At 62.4% G+C, this 24,436-nt stretch carries 22 protein-coding genes and 1 pseudogene; 11 read left to right on the top strand and 12 right to left on the bottom strand.

Annotated features, from left to right (window positions below; translation table 11 throughout):
• The first annotated feature begins 290 nt into the window (after positions 1-290).
• The gene (locus AC30CM_RS05955; protein WP_490115910.1) at positions 291-1,529 is read left to right on the top strand and encodes a fatty acid desaturase family protein; all 1,239 of its coding nucleotides are present in this window, start codon (positions 291-293) and stop codon (positions 1,527-1,529) included.
• A 316-nt stretch (positions 1,530-1,845) separates the two neighbouring features.
• Here the strand turns inward: AC30CM_RS05955 and AC30CM_RS05950 are convergent, their stop codons facing one another.
• A complete protein-coding gene (locus AC30CM_RS05950) occupies positions 1,846-2,280 on the bottom strand; it encodes a hypothetical protein (RefSeq protein WP_490115909.1) in 435 nt (144 codons plus the stop codon).
• 290 nt (positions 2,281-2,570) lie between these two features.
• On the opposite strand from AC30CM_RS05950, the gene AC30CM_RS05945 reads away from it, so the two are divergent.
• Positions 2,571-3,011 (top strand): hypothetical protein, encoded by a 441-nt coding sequence (locus tag AC30CM_RS05945; RefSeq protein ID WP_490115908.1) that lies wholly within the window; start codon positions 2,571-2,573, stop codon positions 3,009-3,011.
• A gap of 201 nt (positions 3,012-3,212) precedes the next feature.
• Here AC30CM_RS05945 and AC30CM_RS05940 read toward each other — a convergent pair whose 3' ends face one another.
• A complete protein-coding gene (locus AC30CM_RS05940; protein ID WP_490115907.1) occupies positions 3,213-3,671 on the bottom strand; it encodes a carboxymuconolactone decarboxylase family protein in 459 nt (152 codons plus the stop codon).
• 242 nt (positions 3,672-3,913) lie between these two features.
• Between AC30CM_RS05940 and AC30CM_RS05935 the strand changes: the two genes are divergently transcribed.
• Both AC30CM_RS05935 and AC30CM_RS05930 read left to right on the top strand, forming a co-directional pair.
• Positions 3,914-4,339, top strand: a complete 426-nt coding sequence (locus AC30CM_RS05935; RefSeq protein WP_490115906.1) for a hypothetical protein — start codon at positions 3,914-3,916, stop codon at positions 4,337-4,339.
• Positions 4,340-4,605: 266 nt separating this feature from the next.
• Positions 4,606-5,361 carry an SDR family oxidoreductase gene (locus AC30CM_RS05930; protein WP_490115905.1) on the top strand — a complete coding sequence of 252 codons (756 nt, stop codon included), beginning with the start codon at positions 4,606-4,608 and terminating at the stop codon, positions 5,359-5,361.
• Between the two features lie 491 nt (positions 5,362-5,852).
• On the opposite strand, the gene AC30CM_RS05925 is transcribed toward AC30CM_RS05930, so the two are convergent.
• The 3 genes from AC30CM_RS05925 to AC30CM_RS05915 form a co-directional block, all read right to left on the bottom strand.
• A complete protein-coding gene (locus AC30CM_RS05925; protein ID WP_490116004.1) occupies positions 5,853-6,335 on the bottom strand; it encodes a succinate dehydrogenase hydrophobic membrane anchor subunit in 483 nt (160 codons plus the stop codon).
• Complete coding sequence (sdhC, locus tag AC30CM_RS05920; RefSeq protein ID WP_490116003.1) at positions 6,335-6,763, bottom strand: succinate dehydrogenase, cytochrome b556 subunit; 429 nt, start codon at positions 6,761-6,763, stop codon at positions 6,335-6,337. Before sdhC ends, AC30CM_RS05925 begins: the two co-directional genes overlap by 1 nt.
• 227 nt (positions 6,764-6,990) lie before the next feature.
• Entirely contained in the window at positions 6,991-7,734 is a 744-nt protein-coding gene (locus AC30CM_RS05915) for a sigma factor (protein ID WP_490115904.1), read from the bottom strand.
• A 484-nt stretch (positions 7,735-8,218) separates the two neighbouring features.
• Between AC30CM_RS05915 and AC30CM_RS05910 the strand changes: the two genes are divergently transcribed.
• Both AC30CM_RS05910 and AC30CM_RS05905 read left to right on the top strand, forming a co-directional pair.
• Entirely contained in the window at positions 8,219-9,694 is a 1,476-nt protein-coding gene (locus AC30CM_RS05910; protein ID WP_490115903.1) for a PepSY-associated TM helix domain-containing protein, read from the top strand.
• 7 nt (positions 9,695-9,701) lie between these two features.
• A pseudogene (locus AC30CM_RS05905) lies at positions 9,702-10,189 on the top strand (hypothetical protein); the annotation flags it as partial.
• 135 nt (positions 10,190-10,324) lie between these two features.
• Here AC30CM_RS05905 and AC30CM_RS05900 read toward each other — a convergent pair.
• The 5 genes from AC30CM_RS05900 to AC30CM_RS05880 all read right to left on the bottom strand — a co-directional run bounded on the left by AC30CM_RS05900 (position 10,325) and on the right by AC30CM_RS05880 (position 16,700).
• The gene (locus AC30CM_RS05900; RefSeq protein WP_490115902.1) at positions 10,325-11,236 is read right to left on the bottom strand and encodes a dioxygenase family protein; all 912 of its coding nucleotides are present in this window, start codon (positions 11,234-11,236) and stop codon (positions 10,325-10,327) included.
• Complete coding sequence (locus tag AC30CM_RS05895; protein ID WP_490115901.1) at positions 11,233-12,312, bottom strand: maleylacetate reductase; 1,080 nt, start codon at positions 12,310-12,312, stop codon at positions 11,233-11,235. The genes AC30CM_RS05900 and AC30CM_RS05895 overlap by 4 nt, the downstream gene beginning before the upstream one ends.
• 10 nt (positions 12,313-12,322) lie before the next feature.
• Positions 12,323-13,918 carry a bifunctional 3-(3-hydroxy-phenyl)propionate/3-hydroxycinnamic acid hydroxylase MhpA gene (gene mhpA, locus AC30CM_RS05890; protein ID WP_490115900.1) on the bottom strand — a complete coding sequence of 532 codons (1,596 nt, stop codon included), beginning with the start codon at positions 13,916-13,918 and terminating at the stop codon, positions 12,323-12,325.
• A gap of 188 nt (positions 13,919-14,106) precedes the next feature.
• Positions 14,107-15,720, bottom strand: a complete 1,614-nt coding sequence (locus AC30CM_RS05885) for an AMP-binding protein (RefSeq protein ID WP_490115899.1) — start codon at positions 15,718-15,720, stop codon at positions 14,107-14,109.
• A gap of 155 nt (positions 15,721-15,875) precedes the next feature.
• The gene (locus tag AC30CM_RS05880) at positions 15,876-16,700 is read right to left on the bottom strand and encodes an alpha/beta hydrolase (protein ID WP_490115898.1); all 825 of its coding nucleotides are present in this window, start codon (positions 16,698-16,700) and stop codon (positions 15,876-15,878) included.
• Between the two features lie 455 nt (positions 16,701-17,155).
• Between AC30CM_RS05880 and AC30CM_RS05875 the strand changes: the two genes are divergently transcribed.
• The 4 genes from AC30CM_RS05875 (at position 17,156) to AC30CM_RS05860 (ending at position 21,648) form a co-directional block, all read left to right on the top strand.
• Positions 17,156-18,121, top strand: a complete 966-nt coding sequence (locus AC30CM_RS05875; protein WP_490115897.1) for a LysR family transcriptional regulator — start codon at positions 17,156-17,158, stop codon at positions 18,119-18,121.
• A 93-nt stretch (positions 18,122-18,214) separates the two neighbouring features.
• Positions 18,215-19,849 carry a flavin-containing monooxygenase gene (locus AC30CM_RS05870; protein ID WP_490115896.1) on the top strand — a complete coding sequence of 545 codons (1,635 nt, stop codon included), beginning with the start codon at positions 18,215-18,217 and terminating at the stop codon, positions 19,847-19,849.
• A 367-nt stretch (positions 19,850-20,216) separates the two neighbouring features.
• Positions 20,217-21,158, top strand: coding sequence for a TIGR03564 family F420-dependent LLM class oxidoreductase (locus tag AC30CM_RS05865; protein WP_490115895.1), 942 nt, complete (start codon positions 20,217-20,219; stop codon positions 21,156-21,158).
• 178 nt (positions 21,159-21,336) lie between these two features.
• Positions 21,337-21,648 (top strand): cupin domain-containing protein, encoded by a 312-nt coding sequence (locus AC30CM_RS05860; RefSeq protein WP_490115894.1) that lies wholly within the window; start codon positions 21,337-21,339, stop codon positions 21,646-21,648.
• A 522-nt stretch (positions 21,649-22,170) separates the two neighbouring features.
• On the opposite strand, the gene AC30CM_RS05855 is transcribed toward AC30CM_RS05860, so the two are convergent.
• Entirely contained in the window at positions 22,171-22,590 is a 420-nt protein-coding gene (locus tag AC30CM_RS05855; protein ID WP_490115893.1) for a hypothetical protein, read from the bottom strand.
• A gap of 543 nt (positions 22,591-23,133) precedes the next feature.
• Complete coding sequence (locus tag AC30CM_RS05850) at positions 23,134-23,838, bottom strand: PDDEXK family nuclease (RefSeq protein ID WP_490115892.1); 705 nt, start codon at positions 23,836-23,838, stop codon at positions 23,134-23,136.
• 125 nt (positions 23,839-23,963) lie between these two features.
• Here AC30CM_RS05850 and AC30CM_RS05845 point away from each other — a divergent pair, with 125 nt between their 5' ends.
• Positions 23,964-24,326 carry a hypothetical protein gene (locus AC30CM_RS05845; RefSeq protein WP_490115891.1) on the top strand — a complete coding sequence of 121 codons (363 nt, stop codon included), beginning with the start codon at positions 23,964-23,966 and terminating at the stop codon, positions 24,324-24,326.
• Positions 24,327-24,436 lie beyond the last annotated feature (110 nt).

Below are 24,436 nucleotides of genomic sequence, written 5' to 3'. Positions count from 1 at the left end.
CTCGGTGGTCTTTTCGACCAGTCTGTGAAACAGATGCGGTGCGCAATCACGTACTGCGAAGGGTATTTGTCGACCCGGTGGCGGAGGAACGGATCAACGGTCCCCCCTTTGGTGATGCACATTCCGGGCCCGATCCAGCGGTCAACCCGCCAGCGCCTCCAAGGCCAGGATCCAATGGCTGTGGGGTCAAACATTCTGCATTGGAACCCTTTTCGATCTTGCAGCGGTGCTGCGCCGTAACCTACGCTACCGTAGGTTACGGTTGCGTAGGTTGAGGTGCGGAGGCGGTCATGGCTATCACGGACGTTCCAGAATTCGCGCATCTCACCGATGCCGACATCGAGAGCTTGGGTGTTGAACTCGACGCCATCCGGGCCGACATCGAGGATTCCCGCGGGGAACGCGATGCCCGCTACATCCGGCGCACCATCGCCGCTCAGCGCGCGCTCGAACTCGCAGGCCGGCTGATGTTGGCCGGTAGCTCCAACCGCAAGGCGTGGTGGGCGGGCACTGCCACCCTCGGCGTGGCCAAGATCATCGAGAACATGGAGATCGGCCACAACGTCATGCACGGCCAGTGGGACTGGATGAACGATCCCGAGATTCACTCCTCCAGCTGGGAGTGGGACATGAGCGGGGCTTCCAAGCACTGGCGCTTCACCCACAACTTCATGCATCACAAGTACGCCAACATCCTCGGCATGGACGACGATGTGGGTTTCGGGCTGATCCGCGTCACCCGTGATCAGAAGTGGAGCCCGTTCAACCTGGGCAACCTCTTCTACAACACGGTGCTGTGCGCGTTCTTCGAATGGGGTGTCGGGCTGCAGCATCTGGAGCTCGGCAAGATCGCCAAGAGCCGTGACGACCGCGAGGCCACCCTGGTGCGCATGCGTGAATTCGGCGCCAAGGCCGGTGCGCAGTTGGTCAAGGATTACGTGGCCTACCCGGCCTTGACGTCCCTGTCGCCGGGTGCGACCTTCAAGTCGACGGCCAAGGCCAACGCGGTGGCCAACATCATCCGCAACGTCTGGGCCAACGCCGTGATCTTCTGCGGCCACTTCCCCGACGGTGCCGAGAAGTTCACCAAGACCGACATGGTGGGCGAGCCCAAGGGGCAGTGGTACCTGCGCCAGATGCTCGGCAGTGCCAACTTCGAGAACGGCCCGGTGCTGCGCTTCATGAGCGGCAACCTGTGCCACCAGATCGAGCACCACCTGTTCCCGGACCTACCCAGCAACCGGTACTACGAGGTGTCGCTGCGAGTCAGGGAGATCTGCGACAAGTACGACCTGCCCTACACCACGGGCTCGCTCCTGGTGCAGTACGGCAAGTCGTGGCGCACCATCGCCAAGCTGTCGCTGCCCAACAAGTACCTGCGGGACAGCGCCGACGACGCCCCGGAGACCCGCAGCGAGCGGATGTTCACCCATCTGAATTCCGGACGGTCCGAAGCCAGTGCACGAACACGGCGTCGGCGCGGATTGAAGACCGCTCTCGCCGTGGCTGGACGAGGTGGATGGCATTAGCACTCCGCCGCAGGTGGTCAATGATGCTGTGACGCGCCCGCAGAGCTCATTGCAGTTCGCGGGCGGGATCTGTTCTCTACGGGCCGTTGACCACCGACGTGGTGCTCGCTGGACTGCTGGTCGAGCTTTGCGGACTGTGGTGGTCATGGCTGTCACCACATGCGCTCGCTACCAGGGCCACTGCCACACCGACTGCAACTCGTGCGATGGCTGGGGAGGACTTCACTGGTATTTTCCTGCGCTTTCGTTGATTCATAGGATTTTTCAGTGCACGAGATCGCTGTTTGTCTGCTGCCTTCGCATTACTTTTGGACGGTCAGAGCCCGTGGTCCGCTGGTGTTCGCTGAGCGCGCAGCGGGATCAGAAGCGCGGCAGAAACCAGGGTCAGCAACACCAGCGTCCCTACACCCAGGATCTTGTCGGTCAATGTCGGGACCATTTGCAACATGGTGAAGTGGTACGAGACGTGAAGAACGTTGAAAGTGGTCCAAGCGGCGGCGGTCAGCGCAACAAGACGGTTATCGGCGACGAAATACGCTGCGGCGGCGGTCAATAACAACAAGCCCAGGTACAGGGCGCCGCCATCTTTGACGAAATGCTCGTTGTAGGGGCCCAGTGGGGGCAACCAGTGCATGCCGAAACCGGGGAACGAGTCGTACCAGTGCCGGGGCGCAATGTATGACCAGAACCCCACCGTGGCGGCGGCGAAGCACAGAATCACCAAGAGCACACGGCGCAACGTGACGGTCATATCTACTTGACGACCGGAATGCAGAAAGTGTGAGGCAGACCTGTAGACAGGTTTGCTGACAACTCGAATCTGTGCGCGGCTGCACCCCATCAACAGGGGGTGATCGCACTGGTCTTCACCGCCTGCAGGGCGACAATCACGGTCGGCGCCCTCGGTTTGCGGGTTCGCACGCTGTGTTCGGTTCCGCGTTCGGCTCAAACGTTCCTCGGGCTGCCGGAGTGTGGCGTGAGCGCCGCCGGGGCCTTCCCGGCTGTCCTGACATTTCCGCGGCCCGGGGCGTCAGTGAGGGCATGACCCTGATCGCGCAGCGCAGTCTGCTGCTACCGCTAGCTATCACTGGTTTCATCACCGGCATGTGGGCCTACCTCTGGCCCCGGCATTGGTACGACACATTTCCCGGTGTCGGTTTGCGCTGGCTACCATCGCTGGGGCCCTATAACCCGCACGTCGCCGCTGAGGTGGGCGCACTCTATTTGGGGTTGGCGCTCCTGGCGGTTCTTGCCATAGTCCACATTACGAACGCCGTCCTTGTGCGCGCCTCCGCGGGCGCATGGACGATCTTCAATCTGCTGCACGTCGCTTTTCATCTGCGCATGCTGCACATGTACGACGTGCGGGATCAGATCCTGACGTCTGTCGCCCTTAGTGCGGTGCTACTTGCGTCGCTCGGCGCGCTCCTGGGCGGCGCACGTAGGCAGGTCCCCCCAACTGGGGCTGAACACGTGCGTTGATCCGCCGTCGCGGGATCCACAGTTGTTGCCGACCTCGCCTGGTGAACCTGGACCCGCGTTGTCGCCCTGCTGGGCTCCACCTCACACCGCACCGTGCACACCATTGCACGACCCGAGAGTTGGGACTTGACCCTGCATTAGTGCCCGTCGATGCTGCGCCGGTGCAGGGTCAAGCACCACGGCCTCCTGCGCCTGGACCCCTTACGGCTTTACGGTGTAGTGGCTGCCGATCGCGAGTCGGTTGAAGGAATTGATGACAATGGCGGCCCAGCGCACAACCGCGGCTTGTTCGGCGCTGAGCGCTGCCGCGTCGGCCAGGCCAGGATCGCCGGCCCCCGCCGGGGTGGCGCCGGCTAGCACGGTGATCTCTTCCGCGAGGGCCAGCGCTGCTTGCTCAGTGGCGGAAAAGTATTGCGTTTCACGCCACGCCGACAGCACGGCGAGCCGGTCGCTCGTCTCGCCCTGACCGAGCGCATCGCGGGTGTGCATGCGAAGGCAAAATGCACAGCCGTTGATCTGCGAGACACGGATCTTGACCAGCTCGAGTGTTGACTTGTCCACTCCAACAGCAAGTGCCGCAGATTCGACCTGCTCGTTGAGTGTCAGCATTGTTTTGTACGCCTCAGGAATCGCGTTGCTCAGCAATGTCCGTGACGCCATGGAATGTCCCTCCGTTGTGGTGGATACGCATTCGGCATAGGGAATGCCGGATGCTGGGGCGCGCTCAGTTGTTCGGCCCGTGTGACTATGACGAGCTCGGAGCAGATTTGTGAGCGGCTCTGCTACCCCCACCGACGATTTGGCCGGCTGTCGGGGTGAAGCGTTCCACTGCTGTGGCGACCTCACGTTTGGTAGGGGCGTGCCGTCATAGGGGTATGAAACCCACTTCGCAACGCGTTCTCTTGGCTGCCCTGTCGATGACCGGCCTCGTCACCGGGATCTGGGCGTACTTCTTTCCCCGCAGCTGGTATGACAGTTTCCCGGGCATGGGACTCAGTTGGCTACCGCAACTGGGCCCGTACAACGAGCACTTCGCTACCGATACAGGCGCCATGTTCCTGGCGCTGGGCAGCGTGTCGATCGCGGCGCTGATTTGGATCACCAACACCACGTTGGTGCGAGTAGCCGGCGCCGCGTGGACGGTGTTCAATCTGCTGCATTGGGTTTTTCACATGCGGATGCTGCACATGTACGAGCCCCGAGATCAGATCCTCAATGCGGTGTTCTTGACCGCCATCCTGTTGGTCTCGGCACTGCTGCTGCGCCCAGCGCGCCGCGGAGCCCACACCGCCACCCGGACGTCGACGCTGACCAGCGTCAGCAAGTAGAAGTCGCCGCGACCTCGGTGGTCGCTCGCTCGGCGCTACCTTGTTGCGCGGCAGCGCCGAGCCTTCTCGCCCGCTGAGCCGCTTTCGGCGCGCCCCCTAGCTCGGCAGTCGCCCGTCCATCACACCCGGCACGTCCTGGCTGCTCGGCACGCGCGGGCAGCGGCCGATGAGCGGGGGCGAGACGCTCACGGCCCGCGGCGAGCACGGATGAGGCCAGTTTCCCACGCCGCGCACAGTCGCGGCCCAATCATTGTCAGGAGATCAGCATGCGGCTAGTTATTGCCGGCGCGACTGGAACTGTGGGTCGCCACGTCGTCGCCGCGGCCACAACGCGAGGCCACCAGGTCGTGGCATTATCACGGTCCTCAGGTCACGACATCATCCACGGCGACGGATTGGCCCAGGCCATGGCGGGCGCGGACGCGGTGGTCGATGTCACCAGCGTCGTGACCACCAGCGCTGCCAAAGCCACCACGTTCTTCACCACGGTGACCGCCAACCTGCATCGCGCAGAACTCGAGGCCGACGTTGCCCACCATGTCGCGCTGTCGATCGTCGGGATCGACACCTTCGACGCCGGCTACTACGCCGGCAAACTTGCCCACGAACGCACGGTCAGCGACGGGCCGGTTCCGTGGTCGATTCTGCGGGCGACCCAATTTCACGAATTTGCCGAGCAGATCGCCCGTCGGGGTTCAATGGGTCCGTTCGTCGCGGTACCTAAAATACTGATGCGCCCCGTGGCCGCCCGCGAAGTCGGGCAACGGCTCGTCGACATTGCCGAGAACGCGGCGGTCGGACGGAGCACCGACCTCACTGGACCCAATGATGAGCGACTCGTGGAGCTGATCCGTCGGATGTACGCATTCGACGGAATCAATCGGCGTGCTGTCGAACTTACTTTGCCCGGAAAGTATTGGCGCGGATCAGCATCGGGACGGCTCCGGGGTGACGGTCGGGCTTCGCGTGGGCGAATCAGTTTCGACCAGTGGCTCGCCAGCGCCGACCACAGCTCCGAGTAATCGGGGACTTCCCCGGTGGCGCAGGTTCTGATGCCGTACCCATCTGGACCTGTGCCACCGCCTCACCAACGGTGAACGCCGCGCTCCATCAGCGTTTCTTACATGTTGTGTCACCGCGCGTTCCCTGCTGTGGGCTGAGACCGACCACGACCCGGGCGCCTGTCTGAACCCGGCGGCGTCGGCGGATCGTGCGAGCGCGCAACCGTTTGTAGCGACCCACGGGTCCGAGAGCACGTGCTCCCTCTGCGTCACGGCGACGTAGCACACGATCGACATATCTCGGTGCCGATCCAGAAGCCGTAACACCATTTCGGGCACCAGTACGGTTCTGCTGCGCGCGAGGACCGGCGTTCTGTTGAGCGCCTCAGGTGTGCAGTCGCCGCGTACTGCGCGAGTGCCGTGTCGCCCGGCAACCGGTCCCGCGTGCACTGCCGAGCCTGGGCAGTCTGACTTGATGCTTGAGCAAGCTGACGCTCCTGCGCGACCGGAACTCAGGACACCGTGGGATCAAAGGTCAGGAGCACATAGGTGCCCAACGTAAGAGTGAACAGCACAGACAGAGCGAGAAGGGTGTTCAACCAGAATCGCATCGAGTCCGTCCGGGTGTAATCGGCGATGATTGTTCGCATTCCATTACCGCCGTGAAGCTGAGCGAGCCACAGCAGCAGCAGGTCCCAGGTTTGCCAGAACGGCGAGGCCCACCGCTGAGCGATGAAGTCGAAGTCAATCCGGTAGACGCCTCGATCCCACACCAACATGATGAAGATGTGCCCCAGAGCCAGAAAGACGAGCGCGACACCGGATAATCGCATGAAGATCCACGCGTTCTTCTCAACGTTCGAAAGGCCCGGGCTCCGCGCCGAACGCGGGGCGCCCAGGCTCGCCGGCCGATCGTAGCTGCGCTGAAGAACGGGAGCCGGTCTTGACACAGCTTTGCTGAATATCCGGCTTGGGGAATCGTTTTCCGGCTGCATCACAGGAACCGCTCGACCATGTGCATGCCAATGACCACTCCGGCGACAATGACCGCGGTGATCCAGATACCAAGGACAGTCCACAACATCTGGCGGTGGTATCTGGGGCCCTGCTGCCAGAAGTCGATCAACATCACTCGTGCACCGTTGAGGGCGTGAAAAAGCACCGCGATGACGAGGCCGAACTCCATCACGCCGACGATGGGGACTTTGTAGGTCGCAAGGACATCGTTATAGGCCTGCGGGCTTACCCTCACCAACGCGGTGTCCAAGACGTGAACAAAAAGATAGAAAAAGATTGTGGCGCCGGTGATCCGGTGGAGAACCCACGCCCACATTCCCGGGTCCCCCCGGTACAGCGTCCGCCGACGCGATGACGGGGAATGCGACCCCGGAGAGGAATTTTCTGCGTCGGCCGCTGTACTGATGATCGTTTCCTCACCTTGTCTAGAGTCCTTGCGTGGGCCAACAGCTGTGACAATCACACTGCCTGGCTCACCGCCGGTGCGGCGCACCCGCATTGAAATACCCCTGCAGCCCACAGCATTGCCCGCGCACAACGTTCACACGAGTCATTCCTTCGACGCCGCACGGGCCCTGTTTGTGATGCAGAGGAATCGAATGTGGTTGAAATCACTGTCCTATCACGACCGCTTTACGTTCCTGTCCCACCATCTGCGGTGACTGTCCGCATGCTGGCCGTCACCAGCAGCACAGGACTGTCGCGGGGTGCCCGTGGGCTGACTTTCCTGTCCGGAACCGGACGGAGCGCGGGGATCGCGGTCGGCGTCGCCGCGTTAACAGCAGCGAGGATCGCCGCAGAGTCCCCTTCGCTGAGCGCGAGCCGCAGTGCTTGGGCGTTGCGCCATTCGGCGCGGCCAACCGAGCCGCGGCTGGGCGGGGGCCGGAGTTTGCGCCGTCCGATGCTGGCGAGCTGACGACACGCACCCACCGACCGATCCACGAGTTGGCTGATATCCGCAAACGACACTGCACACAGATCGTGGAGGATGAAGCAGGATGACTCGGCCCGCGTGAGAGCCCTCAGCACGCCCACCAATGCGACAGTGACCAACTCGTCAATCGCCATCGCATCGGCGAGATCGCCCGCCACGACGGGACACGCATCGTCGTCGAGTGGCACCTCGTTGCGGCGCCGGGCAACCCTGTGCGCGTCGACGCTGATTCGTCGGGTGACCGCGACGTGCCAGGCCGCCGGCGATTCGACCACGCTGCGCTGTTGCACGCTTTGGCGGTACCAACGCACCGAGCACTCTTGAACGACGTCCTCGGCATCGGTCCAGGACCCCAAGGATCGGTAGGCCGCGCGTAGTAGTACATCTCGCTCGACATCGGCGCCTGGCCATGTCTGCTGTGCCTTGTCATATGTCTGCACCACGGCCACACGTTCGCCCTTTGTGTCCGGTACCCGACCGCTTCACATGATGCGCAACGGCCGGCATCGACAACGCAAGTGATGTCGACCCCTCTGAGACACCACCCGTGCCGAGAATGTGACATGCAGCCCGCTGCCACCGTTGTGATGTAGACCACATGTCGATCTACCAGGTCGGTCCGGGAGGGTCTCATTCCGTCGGCGAAGAACGGTACGAGGTGTCCGGCGGCGAAAACGGCTGCCGGGCGCACGCGATCTCACAGTTCGAACGTGCCGTTCGTCGTACAGGTGTGTACACCAGCGGAATCGCCGAGGGCCGCGCAGAGCAGCCCGCGTACCAGCGTCCGCAATCTGGGCAGGCCTGCATCAAAACGCCGATCTCTCAAACACGTCATCAGCGGCGCAACCTTGCGCCGCGGATCTACTGCGCTCGCATCCGAGCTGCAGCACACCGTGACCAACCCAACCGCCGAGGACGCCGAAAGCAATGACCACCACCGCCGACACACCCAACCGACCCAATGAGAGCGCATCGGCATATAGATCTGAGCCCGGGCCCACAGCCGTACGTGCCATCCTGATACGAGTCCATTTCTACGCCGGCCTGTTCGTCGGCCCCTTCATCTTGGTCGCGGCGGCCACCGGGCTGCTCTACAGTCTGATCCCACAACTCGACAACTACGTGTACCGGGACTACCTCACCGTCGAACGCGTTGGCGCAGAACGGCTGCCGCTGTCCGACCAGATCAACGCTGCGGCAACCGCCACCGACGGATCGGTGACCAGCATCCGACCACCTGCACGCCCGGTGGAGACCACCCAAGTGCAGTTTGACGTTCCTGACGCACGTCAAGGGTATTCCGAGACCGTGTTCGTCGATCCCTACACGGGGGAGGTTCGCGGTTCGTTGACCACCTTCGGCCAATGGATGCCGCTGCGCGCGTGGTTCGACGAACTTCACCGCAACCTGCATCTCGGCGAAGTCGGGCGTCATTACAGCGAGCTGGCGGCGAGCTGGTTGTGGGTCATTTCCGTTGCCGGACTGATGTTGTGGTTCTCACACCGCCACAAAACCAACACGCTTCACCGGATCGCAACACCCGACAGACACCTGCGAGGCCGCCGGCGCACCCTGTCGTGGCACGGCGCAGTTGGAGTGTGGATCGCAGTAGCTCTGTTCGGACTTTCGGCGACAGGAATCACCTGGTCACGCTATGGCGGAGAGTCGGTGAACCTGCTGCAATCCGCGCTACGCACCTCAGCACCCGATGTCGATACCGCTCTGGCGCGGCCGAGCCAGCCGAATTCTGCGGACCATCATCACAGTCCGGACCCAGGCTTTCCAACCTCAGATACTACGCAAGTGGCTGCACAGGCAGATACCGTACTGGCAGCCACGGCCTCGGCTGCCTTATCTGGGCCACTGTGGATGTACCCGCCGGTCGCGCACAACCAAGGATGGCGGGTTGCCGAAAAGAAACGCGATTGGCCGACCCGCTACGACGCCATCGCCGTCGACCCCGAAACAGCGCGCGTGACAGACCGGGTTAATTTCGCCGACTGGCCTGCTCTAGCCAAGTTGACCAACTGGGCTATCGACGCGCACATGGGGGTGCTCTTCGGCGTCGTTAATCAAGTAGCGCTTGCGCTGACGGCAGTGGGAATCATCTCGATGGTCGCACGTGGATATGTCATGTGGTGGCAACGCAGACCGACACGGGGAACACGGTGGGCCCTGAGTCGAGCTCCTGATCGCGGCGCGATCAGACGCCTAAAGCCCGCTGGGGTCATTGGTTTGGGACTTTTCACTCTGACGATCGGCTGGTTCCTTCCCCTCTTCGGGCTCAGCTTGGCGATCTTCCTTGCAGTAGATCTCCTGCTGGCAGTGACCAAGCGCCGACGACGACAGCAGCACGCCCACTCATCGAGGAACACCGCGACCGCACACCCGAGACAACGTTGAGCCGGCGCCCTACTCCCTGAGCCCGCGCGCCTACTTCAACTCCTCCATCCTCGGCAGCGGCGTCTACTACGGCTGCCGATGTGGCTGACCCTGGCGCTATGAATCCTGTTCGCGCTGTTGACCATCCGCGTCCTGGTGTTGCTGTACGCTACTACCGCACGCGGCACCCGCTGTTCTGGCTGCTGACATCTCCGGGTGTGCTGCTCACCGCGTCCCACCTGGTGCTGTCACTGGGCCAGGGCTACTACTCAATGATGCTGTTCCCGTTTGTGATGACGGTGATGCTGCAGAACTTGGTGACCTGCAACTGGCCGGGCGTGGTTGGCGATCTACGGCTTCTTCACCATGGACCGGTTCCTGATGTGGCACCGGCGGACGACGGGCCGGTTCCTGGAGTACATCAAGATCACCTAGGGCTGATCGCTGCTGCTGATCGTCGTGTCCACCGTGCGGTACCTCCGCTACTTCGACGCGAAGCATGACTGTCGCAGCTGAACTGGATAGATTCGCTGTCGCGCGGCGGCCGCACTAGCGTGTCCGGCTCGGCCAGTGCGCCGCTCTTGCCTTGAAACAGAGTCACCTCAGAAAGTCACCCCGTGGCGATCTACCTGGCGAAGGTCCCGGGAGCCATCAGGACGCGTCGTTGGGGGCAAGCACGATATCGAAGTGAACTCTCGACCACGTGGCGCCACCTAGGTCGCGGCCGTCTGGGGTCGGCGTACCCGTGGCCTGCTGCTTGAAGTCCTTGATTAAGGACTCTTTGACGCCGAAAACGCTGTCACCGACGGCTAATTGCGGGTCGCCCCGGACGAAGATGTGGGTCACGAGTGTGCGCAACTGGGCGGCAGTGACCATGAAGTGCAGGTGCGCCGCCCGCACCGGGGATCGGCCGACGCTGGCAAGCATCTTGCCGACGGGTCCGTCGTGCGGTATCGGGTAGGGCACTGGGGTGAGTGCCCAGAAGTGGTACTTGCCCTCCTGGTTGGTATATAGGTGGGCGCGGGCCACCATTCTTCCGTCGTTGTACTGGACGTCGTAGAATCCGTCGTCGTCGCATTCCCACACTTCGATGCGGGCTCCGGGTACCGGATTCCCGTCACAGTCGCTGACCGTTCCTTCCACCCAGCAGGGCTGACCGACGGCTCCGCCCGAGATATCGCCGCCGAGGGGGACCTCCGGAGCGCCTTCGAGAAAAAACGGCCCAAAAACGGTGGCTTCGGTGGCATTTCGATGAACAGTGTTGTTCACTGCGATGGTCTGCATCGAGAGCCCGAGCGCGTCGGACAATAGGATGAACTCTTGGCGTTTGTCATCAGTAATGTGGCCGACGTCGGTGAGAAACCCGATAGCCGTGTCCCATTCGGCTTCGGTCAGGCGGACCTCGCGAATGAACTCGTGCAGGTGGCGGACCAGGGACTGCATCACTTGCCGTGCACGCGGGTTCTCGGCGTTGTCGAACGACGCTACGACGGCATCGATGAGCTCCTGCTCAATTGCAGCCTGGGTGTCGGCTGTCGTGGGATCGGGGTGCGTACGCGTCATGCGCTGTTCCTTTCGAGCGGGGTCGTTTCGCCGCTGTAAGCGGCGCTAAGCAGAGTTATCAAGTCGTCATGGCGTACACGACGTGGATTTGAGACTGGGACCACGGGCAGGATCAGCCCAGCGGCCGCGGAAATGTCCTCTTCGCGAAATCCGTAGTCTGCAAGCCTGTGGGGGGCGTTCACTCGGTCGAGCAATGAGTCCAGTCCAGCCGTCGCCGAGCCAGATGCGAGGGCAGCGGCAAGCCGCGTCTCTGCAGCTGGCGCAGCGGGAGCGTTGAACGCCACCACATGTCGGAGCACGGCTGAGTGAGTGTGCGCGTGGGGCAGGTTGTAGGCGCCGCCGAGAACATGGCAGATCTTGTGGTGCAGTCCGGAGCCTGCCGATGAAAATGCCGTAGCAGAGAGGTAAGCGCCGTAGAGCATTTGTTCGTGCGCAGACAGCGCGTTCGGATCAGCGGCAACAGCAGTGAGCGCTTCGGCCAGTATGCGTGTTCCCTCCACAGCCAGGGCCTGGTTGATCGGGTCGGCACGTGGGGCCCACAGTGAGTCGATGCAGTGCGCCATCGCATTGAGGCCTGACGCGATGGCCAGACCGGGGGGTAGTGTCAGGGTCAATTCGGCATCGTAGATGATCGATACCGGCAACACCTTGTTGTCGACGCCGGTTGTTTTAAGGTGTGCCTCAGTGATTCCCCAAACGTTGGTGGCCTCAGATCCGGCATAGGTTGTCGGGATTGCGATGATGGGTATGCCGGTGGTTAACGCAACCGCTTTGGCAAGGCCTGTAGTTGAGCCGCCTCCGATACTGACAAGCAGGTCGGCGTCGTTGTCAGCAGCGACGGCGCGGGCGCGTTTTGCGTTCTCGACCGGTACGTGCGGCGCACGGTCATGATGGCGCACGGCCACGTCGATGTTGGTAGAAAGGTGTTGCGCCGAAACATTTTCGCGTTCTGACGCGATGATCATCACCCGGTGGGCGTTGAGCCGGTCAACCTCTGCCTCAAGAAAATCTGCGGCACGCCCGGACCCGAAAAGTACCCTTTGGGGTAGGACAGTATGGTCGAATACCAAGCTCATTGGGTGGACCTCAACTGATCGTGGTCGGGACGCGGTTGTCCGCGGTCAAGCAGAGTCTGTCGAAGATCGTGTCCAGACACGCTGCCAGAGCACTTGGGTCAGCAGCCGTGGCTGCTACGTAAAAATCGGGTCGCAGTACCACGAAGTTGGCACCCATGGTGTCCAGCCACTCGGTATAGGTCCCAGCGACGTCGTGCACGTTCCCGTCGGCACCACTGTCGCCGATCTGAACAAGGCGGCCGCCGAGGCGATCCCAAAGTCGCTGATGTTCAGCGGTCAGTGCCGCAGCCGGGTCATAATCACGGCCCAGCAACAGCCAGCCGCGGCCCACCACGTCATCGAAGCGGCCGCGCTCGCCGCTGGCCTCCACGACGCCTTGAACTGAGAGTTCGCCGGCGTGCGCGCTGCCTTCGCACCAGAGTCCCCGACCCAGGACTGCGATGTCGGTGTCGACGGGCGTGCCCTCGGAGCTGCGCAGTTCGGCCAGCATGCGTCGGTCTCGCTCCTGCGCCTCGGCTGGGTCGATGAGGCAGATGATCTTGCCGAGGTGCATGGAGAAGTCGATGTAGTGCTGGACATGCCCTTTGCGCTCGTCGCTGTAGGAGTCCAGGAGGGAGTCGTTGGCGACCCCGGTCAAGATGAGGTCGAGGCGCCACGCCAATGCCACCGCATCTCGCATGCCCGCGCACATCCCCTCACCCGCGAAGGGCGGCATCAGGTGGGCGGCGTCACCGGCGATAAGTCCGCGGCCACGACGCCAGGTTTCTGCCCAGCACGCTTGGAATCGATAGACCGCCGACCGCTCCAGTTCTGCGTTGGCCGGGGTGACGCCCCATGGTTCGAGTAGGCCCCACGCTGCTTCCGCCGTGTCGAGGTGTTCGCGAGATTCTCCTGGTAGCACCATAAACTCCCAGCGGCGCCGTCCAGGACCTCCGGGCACGATGGTGGTCGGACGTGCGGGGTCGCACAGCTGCCAGTGTGTGGGTCCGAAGTTGAGTTCAGCGCGTGGAATCATGTCGAGGATCAGCCAGTCGAAGAAATATCCGTGGTCGGCGAATCCGAGCCCGAGAGCCGAACGGACGAAGCTGTTGGCGCCGTCTGCGCCCACCGCGAATTTGGCCTGGATCCGCTCAGTAGCTTCTTCTCCGCCGAGGTTGCTCACCACGCCCGTGACGACCACGCCCTCGCTGTCCTGATCAAGGTGGGTGGCCCGCCAACCACGTCGCATCGTCACGGTGGGCAGGGTGGCGGCGACGTCACGTAACCGCTGCTCCAACTCGGGTTGGGAAAACCAGTATCTTGTGCGCCAGCCTGATGCTGCGACGGATCTCCAATCAACCTCAAGCAGCGTTTCGCCGTGAGCGTTTCGCCAGTAGTACAGCTCATCGTGGTGTTCGATAGCGTCGTCGTGGTCGGAGTCAATACCTAGGATGGCGAGGATTCGCGCGATCTCGTGGTCGAAGGTTACCGCCCGTGGAGCTGCGTAAGGTTCAGCCCACTTGTCGACAACAAGGACGCTGTGGCCCTGCCTGCCTAGCAACACCGCCAGCAGTGTGCCCACCGGTCCGCCGCCAACAATGACGACGTCACTATCAAATTCTGTCATGTTGTCTAGCCCTCTCGTGAAGTCAGGGTGGAGGCCACGGCCGGGTGTGCACGTCCGGCAGTCGGCGCCGAGGACGGGTTCGTCAGCCAGCGGCGCCGACGATGGCGCGATAGTGGCTGGATTGATGTGGAGTTGGGATGGGCTTGGCTTAGATGGGGCCGACTGTTTTTCGGAGACAGCTTTTTCGCCTATAGACCGAGGATCTGGGTGCTGGTTTGGCGCATCTCTACCTTGCGCACTTTGCCTGTCACGGTCATGGGGAAGTCGTCTACGACGTGGACGTATCGCGGGACTTTGTAGTGCGCGAGTCGTCCGGCGGCGAAGGCGCGGATTGCATCGACATCCAGCGGCGTTCGTCCGGTCTTCATCCGGATCCAGACGCAGATCTCCTCACCGTACTTCTCGTCTGGCACGCCGATAACCTGCGCATCTTCGATGTCGGGATGGGAGTAGAGGAATTCCTCGATCTCGCGGGGGTAGATGTTTTCGCCGCCGCGGATCACCATGTCTTTGATGCGGCCCACAATGTTGCAGTAACCATCTTTGCGCATGACCGCGAGGTCGCCGGTGTGCATCCAGCCCTCGGAATCAATGGCTTCGTTGGTTCTGTCCTCGTCGTCCCAGTAGCCGAGCATGACGGAGTAGCCCCTGGTGCAGAGCTCCCCAGGTTGTCCGCGCTCGACTACGTGGCCGGTCTCGCGGTCAATGATCTTGATTTCGACGTGCGGGTGGGCGCGTCCAATGGAGGAGGTCCGCCGTTCGAGGTCGTCATCCAGGAGGGTTTGGCATGACACTGGGGATGTTTCGGTCATTCCGTAGGCGATGGCCACTTCAGCCATGTGCATGTCGTCTACGCAGCGCTTCATGACCTCGACGGGACAGACGGCGCCGGCCATGATGCCTGTTCGCAGCGTGGACAGGTCGAAGTCGGGGAACCGCGGTTGGTTCAGCATCGAGATGAACATCGTGGGCACGCCGTACACGGCGGTGCAGCGCTCAGCCTCGATGGCCGCAAGGGTGGCCTCGGCGTCGAATCCCGGCGCCGGAATCACCATTGTGGCGGCGTGGGTGATGCAGCCCAAGTTGCCCATCACCATGCCGAAGCAATGGTAGAACGGGACCGGTAAGCACAGCCGGTCCGCGGCGCGGAGTTTGATCAGCTCCGTGACGAAGTATCCGTTGTTGAGGATGTTGCGGTGCGAGAGTGTCGCGCCTTTGGGGAATCCCGTTGTTCCAGAGGTGTATTGGATGTTGACGGGGTCGCTGTTATGCAAGGTGGCCGATTGCTCCAACAGTTCGGGATCTCCGATCTCGTCAGCTTGCTCACACAGACGATCCCAGTCGGCTGTTCCGAGAAACACCACGTCCTTCAAAGCGGGAACCTCACGGCGAACCTCGGCCACCATGGCAACGTAGTTCGAGGTCTTGAAGTGGGTGGCTGAGATCAAGGTACGCACGCCGGCGTGGTTGAGGACGTAGGCGAGCTCATGCGTGCGGTAGGCCGGATTGATGGTGACGAGTACGGCCCCGATTTTGGCGGAGGCAAGCTGCACGATCACCCACTCGGCACAGTTTGGAGCCCAGATCCCGATGCGGTCACCGCGATCAATGCCGCGGGCCAACATTGCGCGCGCGACCGTGGTGATCTCACAGTCGAGTTCGCGATAGGTCCAACGGCGACCGGTGGATACCTCGACCAGGGCGTCAACATCCGGATGCGCTGCGCTGGTCTGGTCGAAGCATTGGCCAATCGTCAACTCGAGGACGGCGGCGTCCGTGGGTCCGCGGTCGTAGGCCTTCATCGCCGGCCACCGCTTGATGATGCGAGTGCGCTGTTCTTGCCGCGCAGCCGACGCGCATGGCCGGCCTGCGTCGGCGCGTTCGACGTCTCGTTCACGTCGGTGGTCCTCATTTCGTCTCGGTCTTCTCGGAGTCGGGGCACGCTCTGCGATGGCCGTCAGGCTCGTTGAGCGGCCCGGTCGTGTTTGGTTTTGAGCCATTGCCCCGAGGCAGTGACCGTCGTGGAAGCTGCGGCAGAGCGACCTGCCGCCAGCGGATATGCATGCTGCTGACCAGAAGAGATTTCCAGCTCGACATCGACGCCGGCGGCTCGTGCCTTCTGCGTGAACCTGAGGCTGTCGTCCAGGAGCGTCTCGGTGTCGCTGACCGAGATGTAGATCGGAGGCAACCCAGCAGGGTCAGAGCGCATCGGGTTTGTGCCCGGATCTGTGGCTGACCCTTTCTCGCCGAGATACATCAGGGCCATGCCGTCAACAAGGGCACGGCTGATCAGCAGATCTTCGCCGGCGTTGGTTTCCAACGTCGAAGCAGTGTTCTCCAGGTCCAGCCAGGGTGAGTACAACACCAGCGCGGCTGGCGGCTTCAGTCCCAGATCACGGATTCTCAGCGCAGTTGCTACCACAAGGTTGCCGCCTGCCGAGTCCCCGGCCAGTGAGACGTTCCGTTCCGAGGCGCTGGGGCCCGTCAACCACTGATATGCGGTGATGGCATCGTCGCGTTGGGCGGGGAACGGATGCTCCGGGGTTAAGCGGTAGTCGATGACCAGCGCGGTGACACCTGCAGCTTGCGCGAGGTGACCTGCGAGTTTTCGGTGGGTGGCGGGGCTGCAGGCAGCGAAGCCCCCACCATGGAGGTACAGGATCACACGTTGGGGATCTGCACCTGCGGGAATGCACCACAACGCCGGTACCCCGGCGTCCACTGCTTCACAGAACGCCACTCCGGACGGTTCTGTGGCCAATTCCCCCAGTTCCTCGAACATCGCTCGGACGCCGCTGAGTTCCATCGTCGGCTCTGCTGCCATACGCCGGGCTATCGAAGTATATTGCGCGACAACTACATCCGGCTCTGAGAGGGGCATAATCACCTAACCTGTGTGTGATGGCTGGTTCGGCATCGCGAGCACGGGGGTCAGAAGCTCCAACCTCTCGCGCCCGTGTGGCCCAGCAGAATCTCGCACATCCGTGAGGCGCTGATCACAACGCGCGAGCGGGCAGTGCCCAGTATCAACGGCGTCGGTCACACCGCGGTAATACCGATCTGTTATCGCTGACTGCTCACCCGGATCACCGGATCGACGTATGGAGACGACCTGAAGGTGGTAGAACCTCAGCCAGTGCCCCGGAGTCGCCGTGCTGGGTACCCGACAGTGAACTGTCTGGTTCACACGCGGTGTGACGCGGCAGTAGTTGCAGAAGTCGAACAACGTCTGACTTGGTGATCGTCAGGAAGAACATGGACCCCCGCGCGCTTCGATACTTCGTTCTCGTCGCAGAAGAGGGCAGCGTGCACGCTGGCGCACGTCGAGCGATGGTGGCGCAGCCAGCACTCTCGGTGGCCTTGAAGAAGCTGGAACGAGAGGTTGGCGCCGCCCTGCTCGAACGTTCCCATAAGGGGGTAACCCTGACCGAGGCCGGCGTGGCGCTCCTGCCGCGGGCCCGTCAGATTCTCGACAGCATAGAAACTGCGAAGAATGTGGCGTCTCTGGCGACGCCCAGCGCAGGCACAGCCCCTGTTTTCACGGTAGGCCTCGTGGAGGGACGCGTTGCTGCTGGTGAGCTAACCGGCCCCATTCTGGCCGGCTTCCAGCACGCAAATCCGCACCTACGGGTATCGGTGCGGCAGCTCAACTTCCTCGAACAGTTCAACTGTGTCCTCGACGGGAGTGTCGAGGTCGCCATTGTTCGCTCTCCCTACGAACACTCGAAGCTGGCGATGGCGCCGCTGTTCGATGAACCAACGTTGCTCATTGCCAGCCCAGGCCACCGACTCGCCGACCTACCAGAACTGACCGTCGATTCAGTGCTGGATGAACCCATGCTGGAGGTGACGCGAACACCTCAACCTTGGCGGAAGTTTTGGAACTTCGCCGATCTGCGCCACAGCGCGCGTTCCATTCCCTCACCAGCACTGGGGTTGCTCGATATCACCCTCGACATTCTGCGTAACTGTGCCATCAGTCCGATGGCGCAAAGCGGTTGGCGCCTGGGGGGATTGGGAGATTCAGCGCTGCGGGCAGTCCGGTTGGTCGACGGGCCCTATAGTGTCGCCGGTGTCGGGTACCGCAGGGATGATCACCGCGCCGAGGTGGCTTCCTTCATTCAGACGGCCCGAACGGTGGTCTCCGGTTGTGTATCGGTGATCCCCGAAGGGAAACTCGCTGTACGTCAGGGTGATAACTAGTCGGTATTACCCGACTCGGCGCCCAGCGATCCACACTGACCTGAGCTCGGCCAAAAGGTGGCGAGCATCACGCAGGGCAGTTAGGACCACCCCATGTCACAGCACAGCACCGACTTCGACGCGATCGTAATCGGCGCAGGTTTTGTCGGCTTGTACGCAGTACATCGACTCCGCGACCAAAAAGGGTTACGCGTGTGCGGCATTGACTCCGCACCCGATGTTGGCGGCACCTGGTATTGGAATCGGTATCCCGGCGCCCGCTGCGACATCGAAAGTATCCACTACTCCTACTCGTTCTCTGAGCCTCTGCAGCAAGAATGGAAGTGGAGCGAACGCTACGCCGCACAACCGGAGATCCTGGCCTACCTTAACCACGTCGCCGACCGGTTCGACCTGCGACCCAGCTTCCACTTCGGCCACCGCGTCACCGCGATGACCTGGGACGACGAGTCCTCGGTCTGGCATGTCACTACCGACGACGGCACGGTACGCACCGCCAAGTTCGTCGTCTCGGGCGCCGGCACAGTATCGATTCCCAAAAAGCCTGAATTCCCCGGCCTGGAACGCTTCTCCGGCGAGGTGTACGCCACGCACCGCTGGCCGCACGCCGGCGTAGACCTGAAAGGTAAACGCGTCGGAATCATCGGCACCGGCGCATCCGGCATCCAGTTCATCGCCGAGGTCGCCGAAGAGGTCAAACACCTCACCGTCTTTCAACGCACACCCAACTACGCAGTCCCGCTGCGCAATCGGCCCACCGACCCCGACGAGCAGCGCGAAGTCCTGGCCAACTACCGCGACATCCGCATAGCCGCGCGACAGAACTTTCAGGGCATCATCGCTGACGATCCACTGCCGTCCGCCAAGCTGGCCACCGCTGCGGAACGCCGCGAACGCTTCGACCGCTATTGGGATAAAGGCGGCTTCCACCTGTTGATGTCCGGCTACGCGGACATGCTTCACGACCATGAATCCAACGAACTGCTCTGCGAATACATTCGCGAACGCATCGCTGAACGCGTCGACGACCCTCAGGTCGCCAAGTTGCTCACTCCCACCGACTACCCCTACAGCGCGCGCCGGCCACCAATGGAGACCAACTACTACGAAGTCTTCAACCGCAGCAATGTCAATCTGGTCGACGTCAAATCCAACCCCATCCAGGAGATCACCAGCTGTGGGGTACTTTCCGGCGGCACTGAGTACGAGGTTGATGTCCTGGTGCTGGCCATGGGGTTCGACGCCTTCACAGGTGCACTTCTGGCAATGGGTATCACGGGCCGCAATGGGCTGACCCTCAACCAGAAGTGGAGCGAAGGCCCGAGCACCTACCTTGGCATCGCTTCCCACGGCTTTCCCAATCTGTTCATGATCACCGGTCCGCAGAGCGCCGTTGCGTTGTACAACAACCCCCTCGCGATCGAAGATCACGTCGAACTGGCCTCTGACGCCATCGAATATGTCCTCGCCCGACAGTTCGACACCATCGAGCCCACCGCGAAAGCGGAGCAGGACTGGGTGCAACTCGTCCACGAGATGGCGGAGCAGACCGTGCTCACCAAGACCGACTCGTGGTACATGGGCGCCAATATCCCCGGTAAACCACGCGGTCTGATGTTCTACACCGGCGGAGCCCCCGCATACCGGGAGATCTGCGCGGAAGTAGTCAGCAACGGCTATCGCGGGTTCGAACTCGCCTCAGCGCCGGTGCTGAGCACCCAGCACTAGCACCCACCCAGACAGGCGGACGTCCTTCCACACGCCTGCAGGCTAAGCAGCGCGCCCAGAGCCGTACCTGTTGTCGCGCTGCGTAGCCCACCACACAATCGGTCGCCGACCGCTACGTTCAGCGGCCAGTGACGTCATAGGCGAGACACCCACCTCTCGGTGTCGCGCCGCTCGACGTCCGTTGCTGCGCAATGACATACGCACAATTCCCTGAAGCAAGATGCCCCCAACTGCATCGAACTGCGCCAATGTCCCCCGCTCTAACCGCCACGGTAGGGGTTGCGGGCAGACACTGACCCGGGCCCACACCGCCCGATCCTTCACCAGTTGTTTCGAGACCGAACGGACCTCGGAACACTACGGCTCGATGAAAGGCCACCTTGTGCGGATCACTTGCTTTCTTCAACTGACCTCCGATGCCGGCGTCCGCACCGTAGACACCTACATTGAAGAACTTCGCGCTTTGCGCGACGCTGGCTTCGACCGAGTATGGACACCGCAGCTCCACTTCGACCCCGACCTGGTAACGATTCTTGCTGTCGCATTCCGCGAAGTACCGGACATCGAGGTAGGCACCGGCGTCCTACCCATCCAAATTGCCCACCCCACACTAATGGCACAGCGAGCGCTGACTCTCAACATCATCTCGGGCGGCCGACTGCTGCTCGGTCTAGGTGTGAGCCACCGGATAGTCACCGAAGATATGTGGGGTGTGCCCTACCGCAACAACGTTCAACGCCTCAACGAGCATCTCGACGGCCTGCTTCCCCTGCTCAACGGTGAGCCCGCGGAAGCACTGGGCGAGACCCTGAGAACGGTAGTCGAACTCCGCATTCCCGCCGTGACGCCACCCCCGGTGTACGTCGCAGCGCTTGGTCCGCGGATGCTCACCCTCGCCGGACGCCGCACTGCGGGAACCTTCACCTGGATGACCGGACCGAAGACCTTGGCCCAGCACACCGGTCCCACGTTGCGCGCTGCCGCCGAAGCCGCCGGGCGTCCCCCGACCGCGGTGCGCGTCGTCTCGGCGCTTCCCGTCGCCGTCACCAACCACATTGACTCCGCCCGCGCGGAGGCGGCCCAGCGGTTCGCGCTCTACGGCTCCCTGCCCTCCTACCGCACGATGCTCGACCGAGAGGGCTACGCAGAACCCGCCGACGCAGCGATGATCGGACCTGAAGATGTCGTCGTCGCTCGTATCGATCAGTTACGCCAAGCCGGGGTAGACGAACTGGCAGCGATCCCGTTCAGTGCCGACTCCGAAACGCGATCCCGCACCCTCGCGCTCCTGCGAACCATGAACAACTAATGGGGCCAACTCTCATCACCGTCGGCGCGGCGGGCTCGTTCGCCGCTTCACTCCCCTTGTGCACACCAGATTCAGTGACTTAGGGACCGCTTTCCCGGGAAAGCTCACACATTCGAGGCCTCTCTCGTCGAAACAGTTGCGGCACAGCACGTCGCACACCGGCTCATAGAGGAAACATATGCTCGCCTTCGGAAACAGCGGAATGACCGTGACCGACCTCGCCAGCGTCACCCCACCGGCCATCGCTGAGGGTTCCCACACCATGACGCAGCGCATCGATCTGCCGCCCGGAGACGCTGGGGTCGGACCGCACAGGCACTCAGGTCCAGTCTTCGGCTATGTGCTGGAGGGCAGAATCCTCTTCGAGTTGGAGGGCGAAGCCCCCTACTTGATTGACGCCGGACAAGCTTTCTGGGAACCCGGCGGTGAGGTGGTGCACTACCAAGCAGCTTTCTGGCGGTGTGCATCTGCGCCCCGGACGTCCCCATGATCACCATGCTGTCCCAAGACGAAATCGCCGAGCGTGCGCACCTCCGTGTCGTAGGTCCGTAGAAGTCACTCGTCGCGCCATGCCGAAAGCATTGGGCGCAATTGGCTTTGACCTTTCGTCCACGTCGCGTTGGCAAGTCACTGCAAGCAGGCGCTCCGAGCGTTTCCGGTGTCAGACCGCATGACACCACACAACGGACTGGGATGATGCTGAGGCGCCGGGCCAGCGACCTCACGGCACGCAGCGGTGGGCAGGGCGGACGGATCAGCCGTGTCCACCGCGCCGGATCTTGAGCCACTGCAGCATCCCCACTCAGTTTTCGCCACAACGTGCCGCGCCGTCAGCTAGATGAGCGGCTTCATTTTGAGAGCCCTGTGCCGGGCGCGCGAGTCATGACAAACAAGCCGCCATGCGACTTCACCGATTCACGCCGATCCCGTGCGGCTTCGCTTTCCGCGGCCTCCAATGGTGGCCTTCACAATGCGTTCGGGCGAGTCTTTGCCGAGCCGACGGCCCACCCTGTCATCGGGAATGGAGGCGCTGGTCGGCGCTGAGGACATAGCTCCCGGGAGGCGCGAGCGCGAGCAGGAGACTCGCTGCGGCTGCAGCAAACACGGACGCGTTCAGCGGCGCTTGCGGTCCCGTGAACAAAGCCATGGATGCTCCGAAAACAACCAACAACCCAAAGCTGATGACGGAACTCGGCCGCAAGGCCACCCCCAGAATTAACGCGACAGCCAAGATTCCTTCGAGCGCCGTTGCGCCCCATGCGAGAGGTTCGACGAACGCCCGCGGCGAATAGGGAGCCAACACGTGGGTGTATTCGACGAAGGACTCGAATGTCCCCCACGCGACGTTTCGCGTTCCAGGCTCACCCCACCAGCCGAATCGGTCCGCCAGCGCGCTGAGGAACGCGACGGCGAGCGCAAGACGTGCAAACACTGTCGCAACCCCCCAGCCTCGGGAGGCACGGTGCTCGCCCCGTGCGAGCGGAGATGGGCTTTGCGTCATCGGTAACCTTCCATATGATGGGGGTATTTCGAGTTCCTGCCCGACGGCCGCTCAAGACTGCAAAGCGACCGGCAGCAACAGCTTTCATCAGCACTGTCATTCACAACTATGTAGGACCAGCTCGGTCGGCTAGGTGGCGAAACCACCAACCGTCGACACGGCCTCGTCCAGTGCATTCCAGGGACTCCAGGCTGTCGAAGCACCGCTCGATCCACAGATCCTTCCGCTACGAGCGGCGCTACAGCGAACGCCACCGCACTGTTAAGACGAAGTACGGGGACGGAATGTGAGCGTATGAGGCCCAGATCACCGCCGGCACCCTGTGACCCAGGGGCGTCGTCTACTCAGCGATGATTTTGGCATTTGCAAGTCGCGCCATCGGTCTAATGGCGGCTACACCAGCACCCCAGTTCCGTCACTCATCCACAGCATCCGTCCGGGAATGTGTGCCAGTGGTTCTGCCTCACCTGAAGATCAGGGGTGTGCCAGCAGTTTGGTCTGCACACGGTAGAGCAGGAACTCGACGGTCAGACCACGACTGGTCGCGTACTGCTCGACGCGTTCGCGCACCGACTTGTCGGGTTGACCCGAGATCACAATCAAGTGCGCGGAGTCATAGCCGTGGGTCTTCGCGTGGCGGGCCAGGTCGTCGAGGTATTTCTGGGCCTGGCCGACCGTCCGGTCGTCGGGGTGGGCCACCTTGAGTTCGATTGCCACAAGTTGGTTGCGTGATGCCCTCTTGCAGAGGATGTCGACGCGGCGGCCACTGTCGAGCATCGCCTGCTCCTCAAAGCCAGACAGCCCGCGCTTCTTGAACGCGTCCAGTTGTTCACGCCGCTCGAAGATGTGTTGTTGCAGGTCTTTCTCGGTGGGCAGCAGTTCGCGCTCGGAGGCCAGCATGTCGATCGGATGTTGGGCGTCGAGCATGCGAATCCGGTCAGTGGGTGTGAGGAAGGGGTCGGTCAGCGGAGGGAAGGGCGTGATCCCTGCGCGTTCGAGAGCTTCCTGGAGTTGGGCAAGCACCCGGGGAGAGCGGCGCGCCGCGCCGGCCTTTTTGAGGATTACCCGCAGCTGGCTATCAGGTGCCTGTGACAGCGACTCGGGTGCGTGGGCTCGCTTGTCGAGCAGCTTCCGGAAGTGCTCGGCGACTTTGACGATCCTATCTTCGGAGGCGGCCATTCAGTGATGATGCAACGCGATCGCGAGAAAACCCGGCATATTCGTACGACCACGCCGCTTGTCCGCCGCTCTCGAGTGGCTGCGGACAGAAAGCCGGTGTCAGAGGCGGGCGATAAAATACACCGGTGCAACGGGATCCGCATCTGCCGCAGGACTGCACTGTCTTGCCCGCCGGGTATACGCCGCCGGCCGCCTGGCACACTCGGGTTCCCGTCGAGGGGGCGGGGGTGGTCCACGTCGTGACCGACCCCGACGAGGCCGAAACCGATATCATCCTGCGGCGCCATCAGGACGGTGCTGTGGTCGAGTGCGTTCACGTACACGACTGCATAGGGTTTCCTGACAGTTGCGATGAGATGCACATGTTCTGGTCGGATCTAGAGACACTCACCTTCTGCCTGCGGCGTACGCCCATCGAGCAGTACTACTGCAAGGACGAGTACATGGAGCGAAAGTCCCAACAACTCTTCGGGCGCAGTTGGTACTGACAGCAGCACGTACGGATACCGCACAACCTAAGGCTGCCCGCTGCGGCGCGGCACGGTTCCAGACCGTTGGGCGTTTTGCGACGGATGCACTTCAACTCGCTGAGCCAGTC

This window comes from Mycobacterium sp. DHQP2018-32-09 (genome assembly GCF_058148405.1).
Note: the sequence above shows the minus strand (reverse complement) of the source record. Positions and strands in the feature narration are given on the sequence as shown.

Bases quoted from the DNA above. Each gene is read 5' to 3' on its own strand.
- AC30CM_RS05940 (WP_490115907.1), bottom strand. From the start codon at position 3,671: ATGGCGTCACGGACATTGCTGAGCAACGCGATTCCTGAGGCGTACAAA.
- AC30CM_RS05900 (WP_490115902.1), bottom strand. From the start codon at position 11,236: ATGACGCGTACGCACCCCGATCCCACGACAGCCGACACCCAGGCTGCA.
- AC30CM_RS05945 (WP_490115908.1), top strand. From the start codon at position 2,571: ATGACCCTGATCGCGCAGCGCAGTCTGCTGCTACCGCTAGCTATCACT.
- AC30CM_RS05910 (WP_490115903.1), top strand. From the start codon at position 8,219: ATGACCACCACCGCCGACACACCCAACCGACCCAATGAGAGCGCATCG.
- AC30CM_RS05850 (WP_490115892.1), bottom strand. From the start codon at position 23,838: ATGGCCGCCTCCGAAGATAGGATCGTCAAAGTCGCCGAGCACTTCCGG.
- AC30CM_RS05950 (WP_490115909.1), bottom strand. From the start codon at position 2,280: ATGACCGTCACGTTGCGCCGTGTGCTCTTGGTGATTCTGTGCTTCGCC.
- AC30CM_RS05895 (WP_490115901.1), bottom strand. From the start codon at position 12,312: ATGAGCTTGGTATTCGACCATACTGTCCTACCCCAAAGGGTACTTTTC.
- AC30CM_RS05925 (WP_490116004.1), bottom strand. From the start codon at position 6,335: ATGCAGCCGGAAAACGATTCCCCAAGCCGGATATTCAGCAAAGCTGTG.
- AC30CM_RS05955 (WP_490115910.1), top strand. From the start codon at position 291: ATGGCTATCACGGACGTTCCAGAATTCGCGCATCTCACCGATGCCGAC.
- mhpA (WP_490115900.1), bottom strand. From the start codon at position 13,918: ATGACAGAATTTGATAGTGACGTCGTCATTGTTGGCGGCGGACCGGTG.
- AC30CM_RS05865 (WP_490115895.1), top strand. From the start codon at position 20,217: ATGAAAGGCCACCTTGTGCGGATCACTTGCTTTCTTCAACTGACCTCC.
- AC30CM_RS05870 (WP_490115896.1), top strand. From the start codon at position 18,215: ATGTCACAGCACAGCACCGACTTCGACGCGATCGTAATCGGCGCAGGT.
- AC30CM_RS05860 (WP_490115894.1), top strand. From the start codon at position 21,337: ATGCTCGCCTTCGGAAACAGCGGAATGACCGTGACCGACCTCGCCAGC.
- AC30CM_RS05930 (WP_490115905.1), top strand. From the start codon at position 4,606: ATGCGGCTAGTTATTGCCGGCGCGACTGGAACTGTGGGTCGCCACGTC.
- AC30CM_RS05885 (WP_490115899.1), bottom strand. From the start codon at position 15,720: ATGAAGGCCTACGACCGCGGACCCACGGACGCCGCCGTCCTCGAGTTG.
- AC30CM_RS05880 (WP_490115898.1), bottom strand. From the start codon at position 16,700: ATGTTCGAGGAACTGGGGGAATTGGCCACAGAACCGTCCGGAGTGGCG.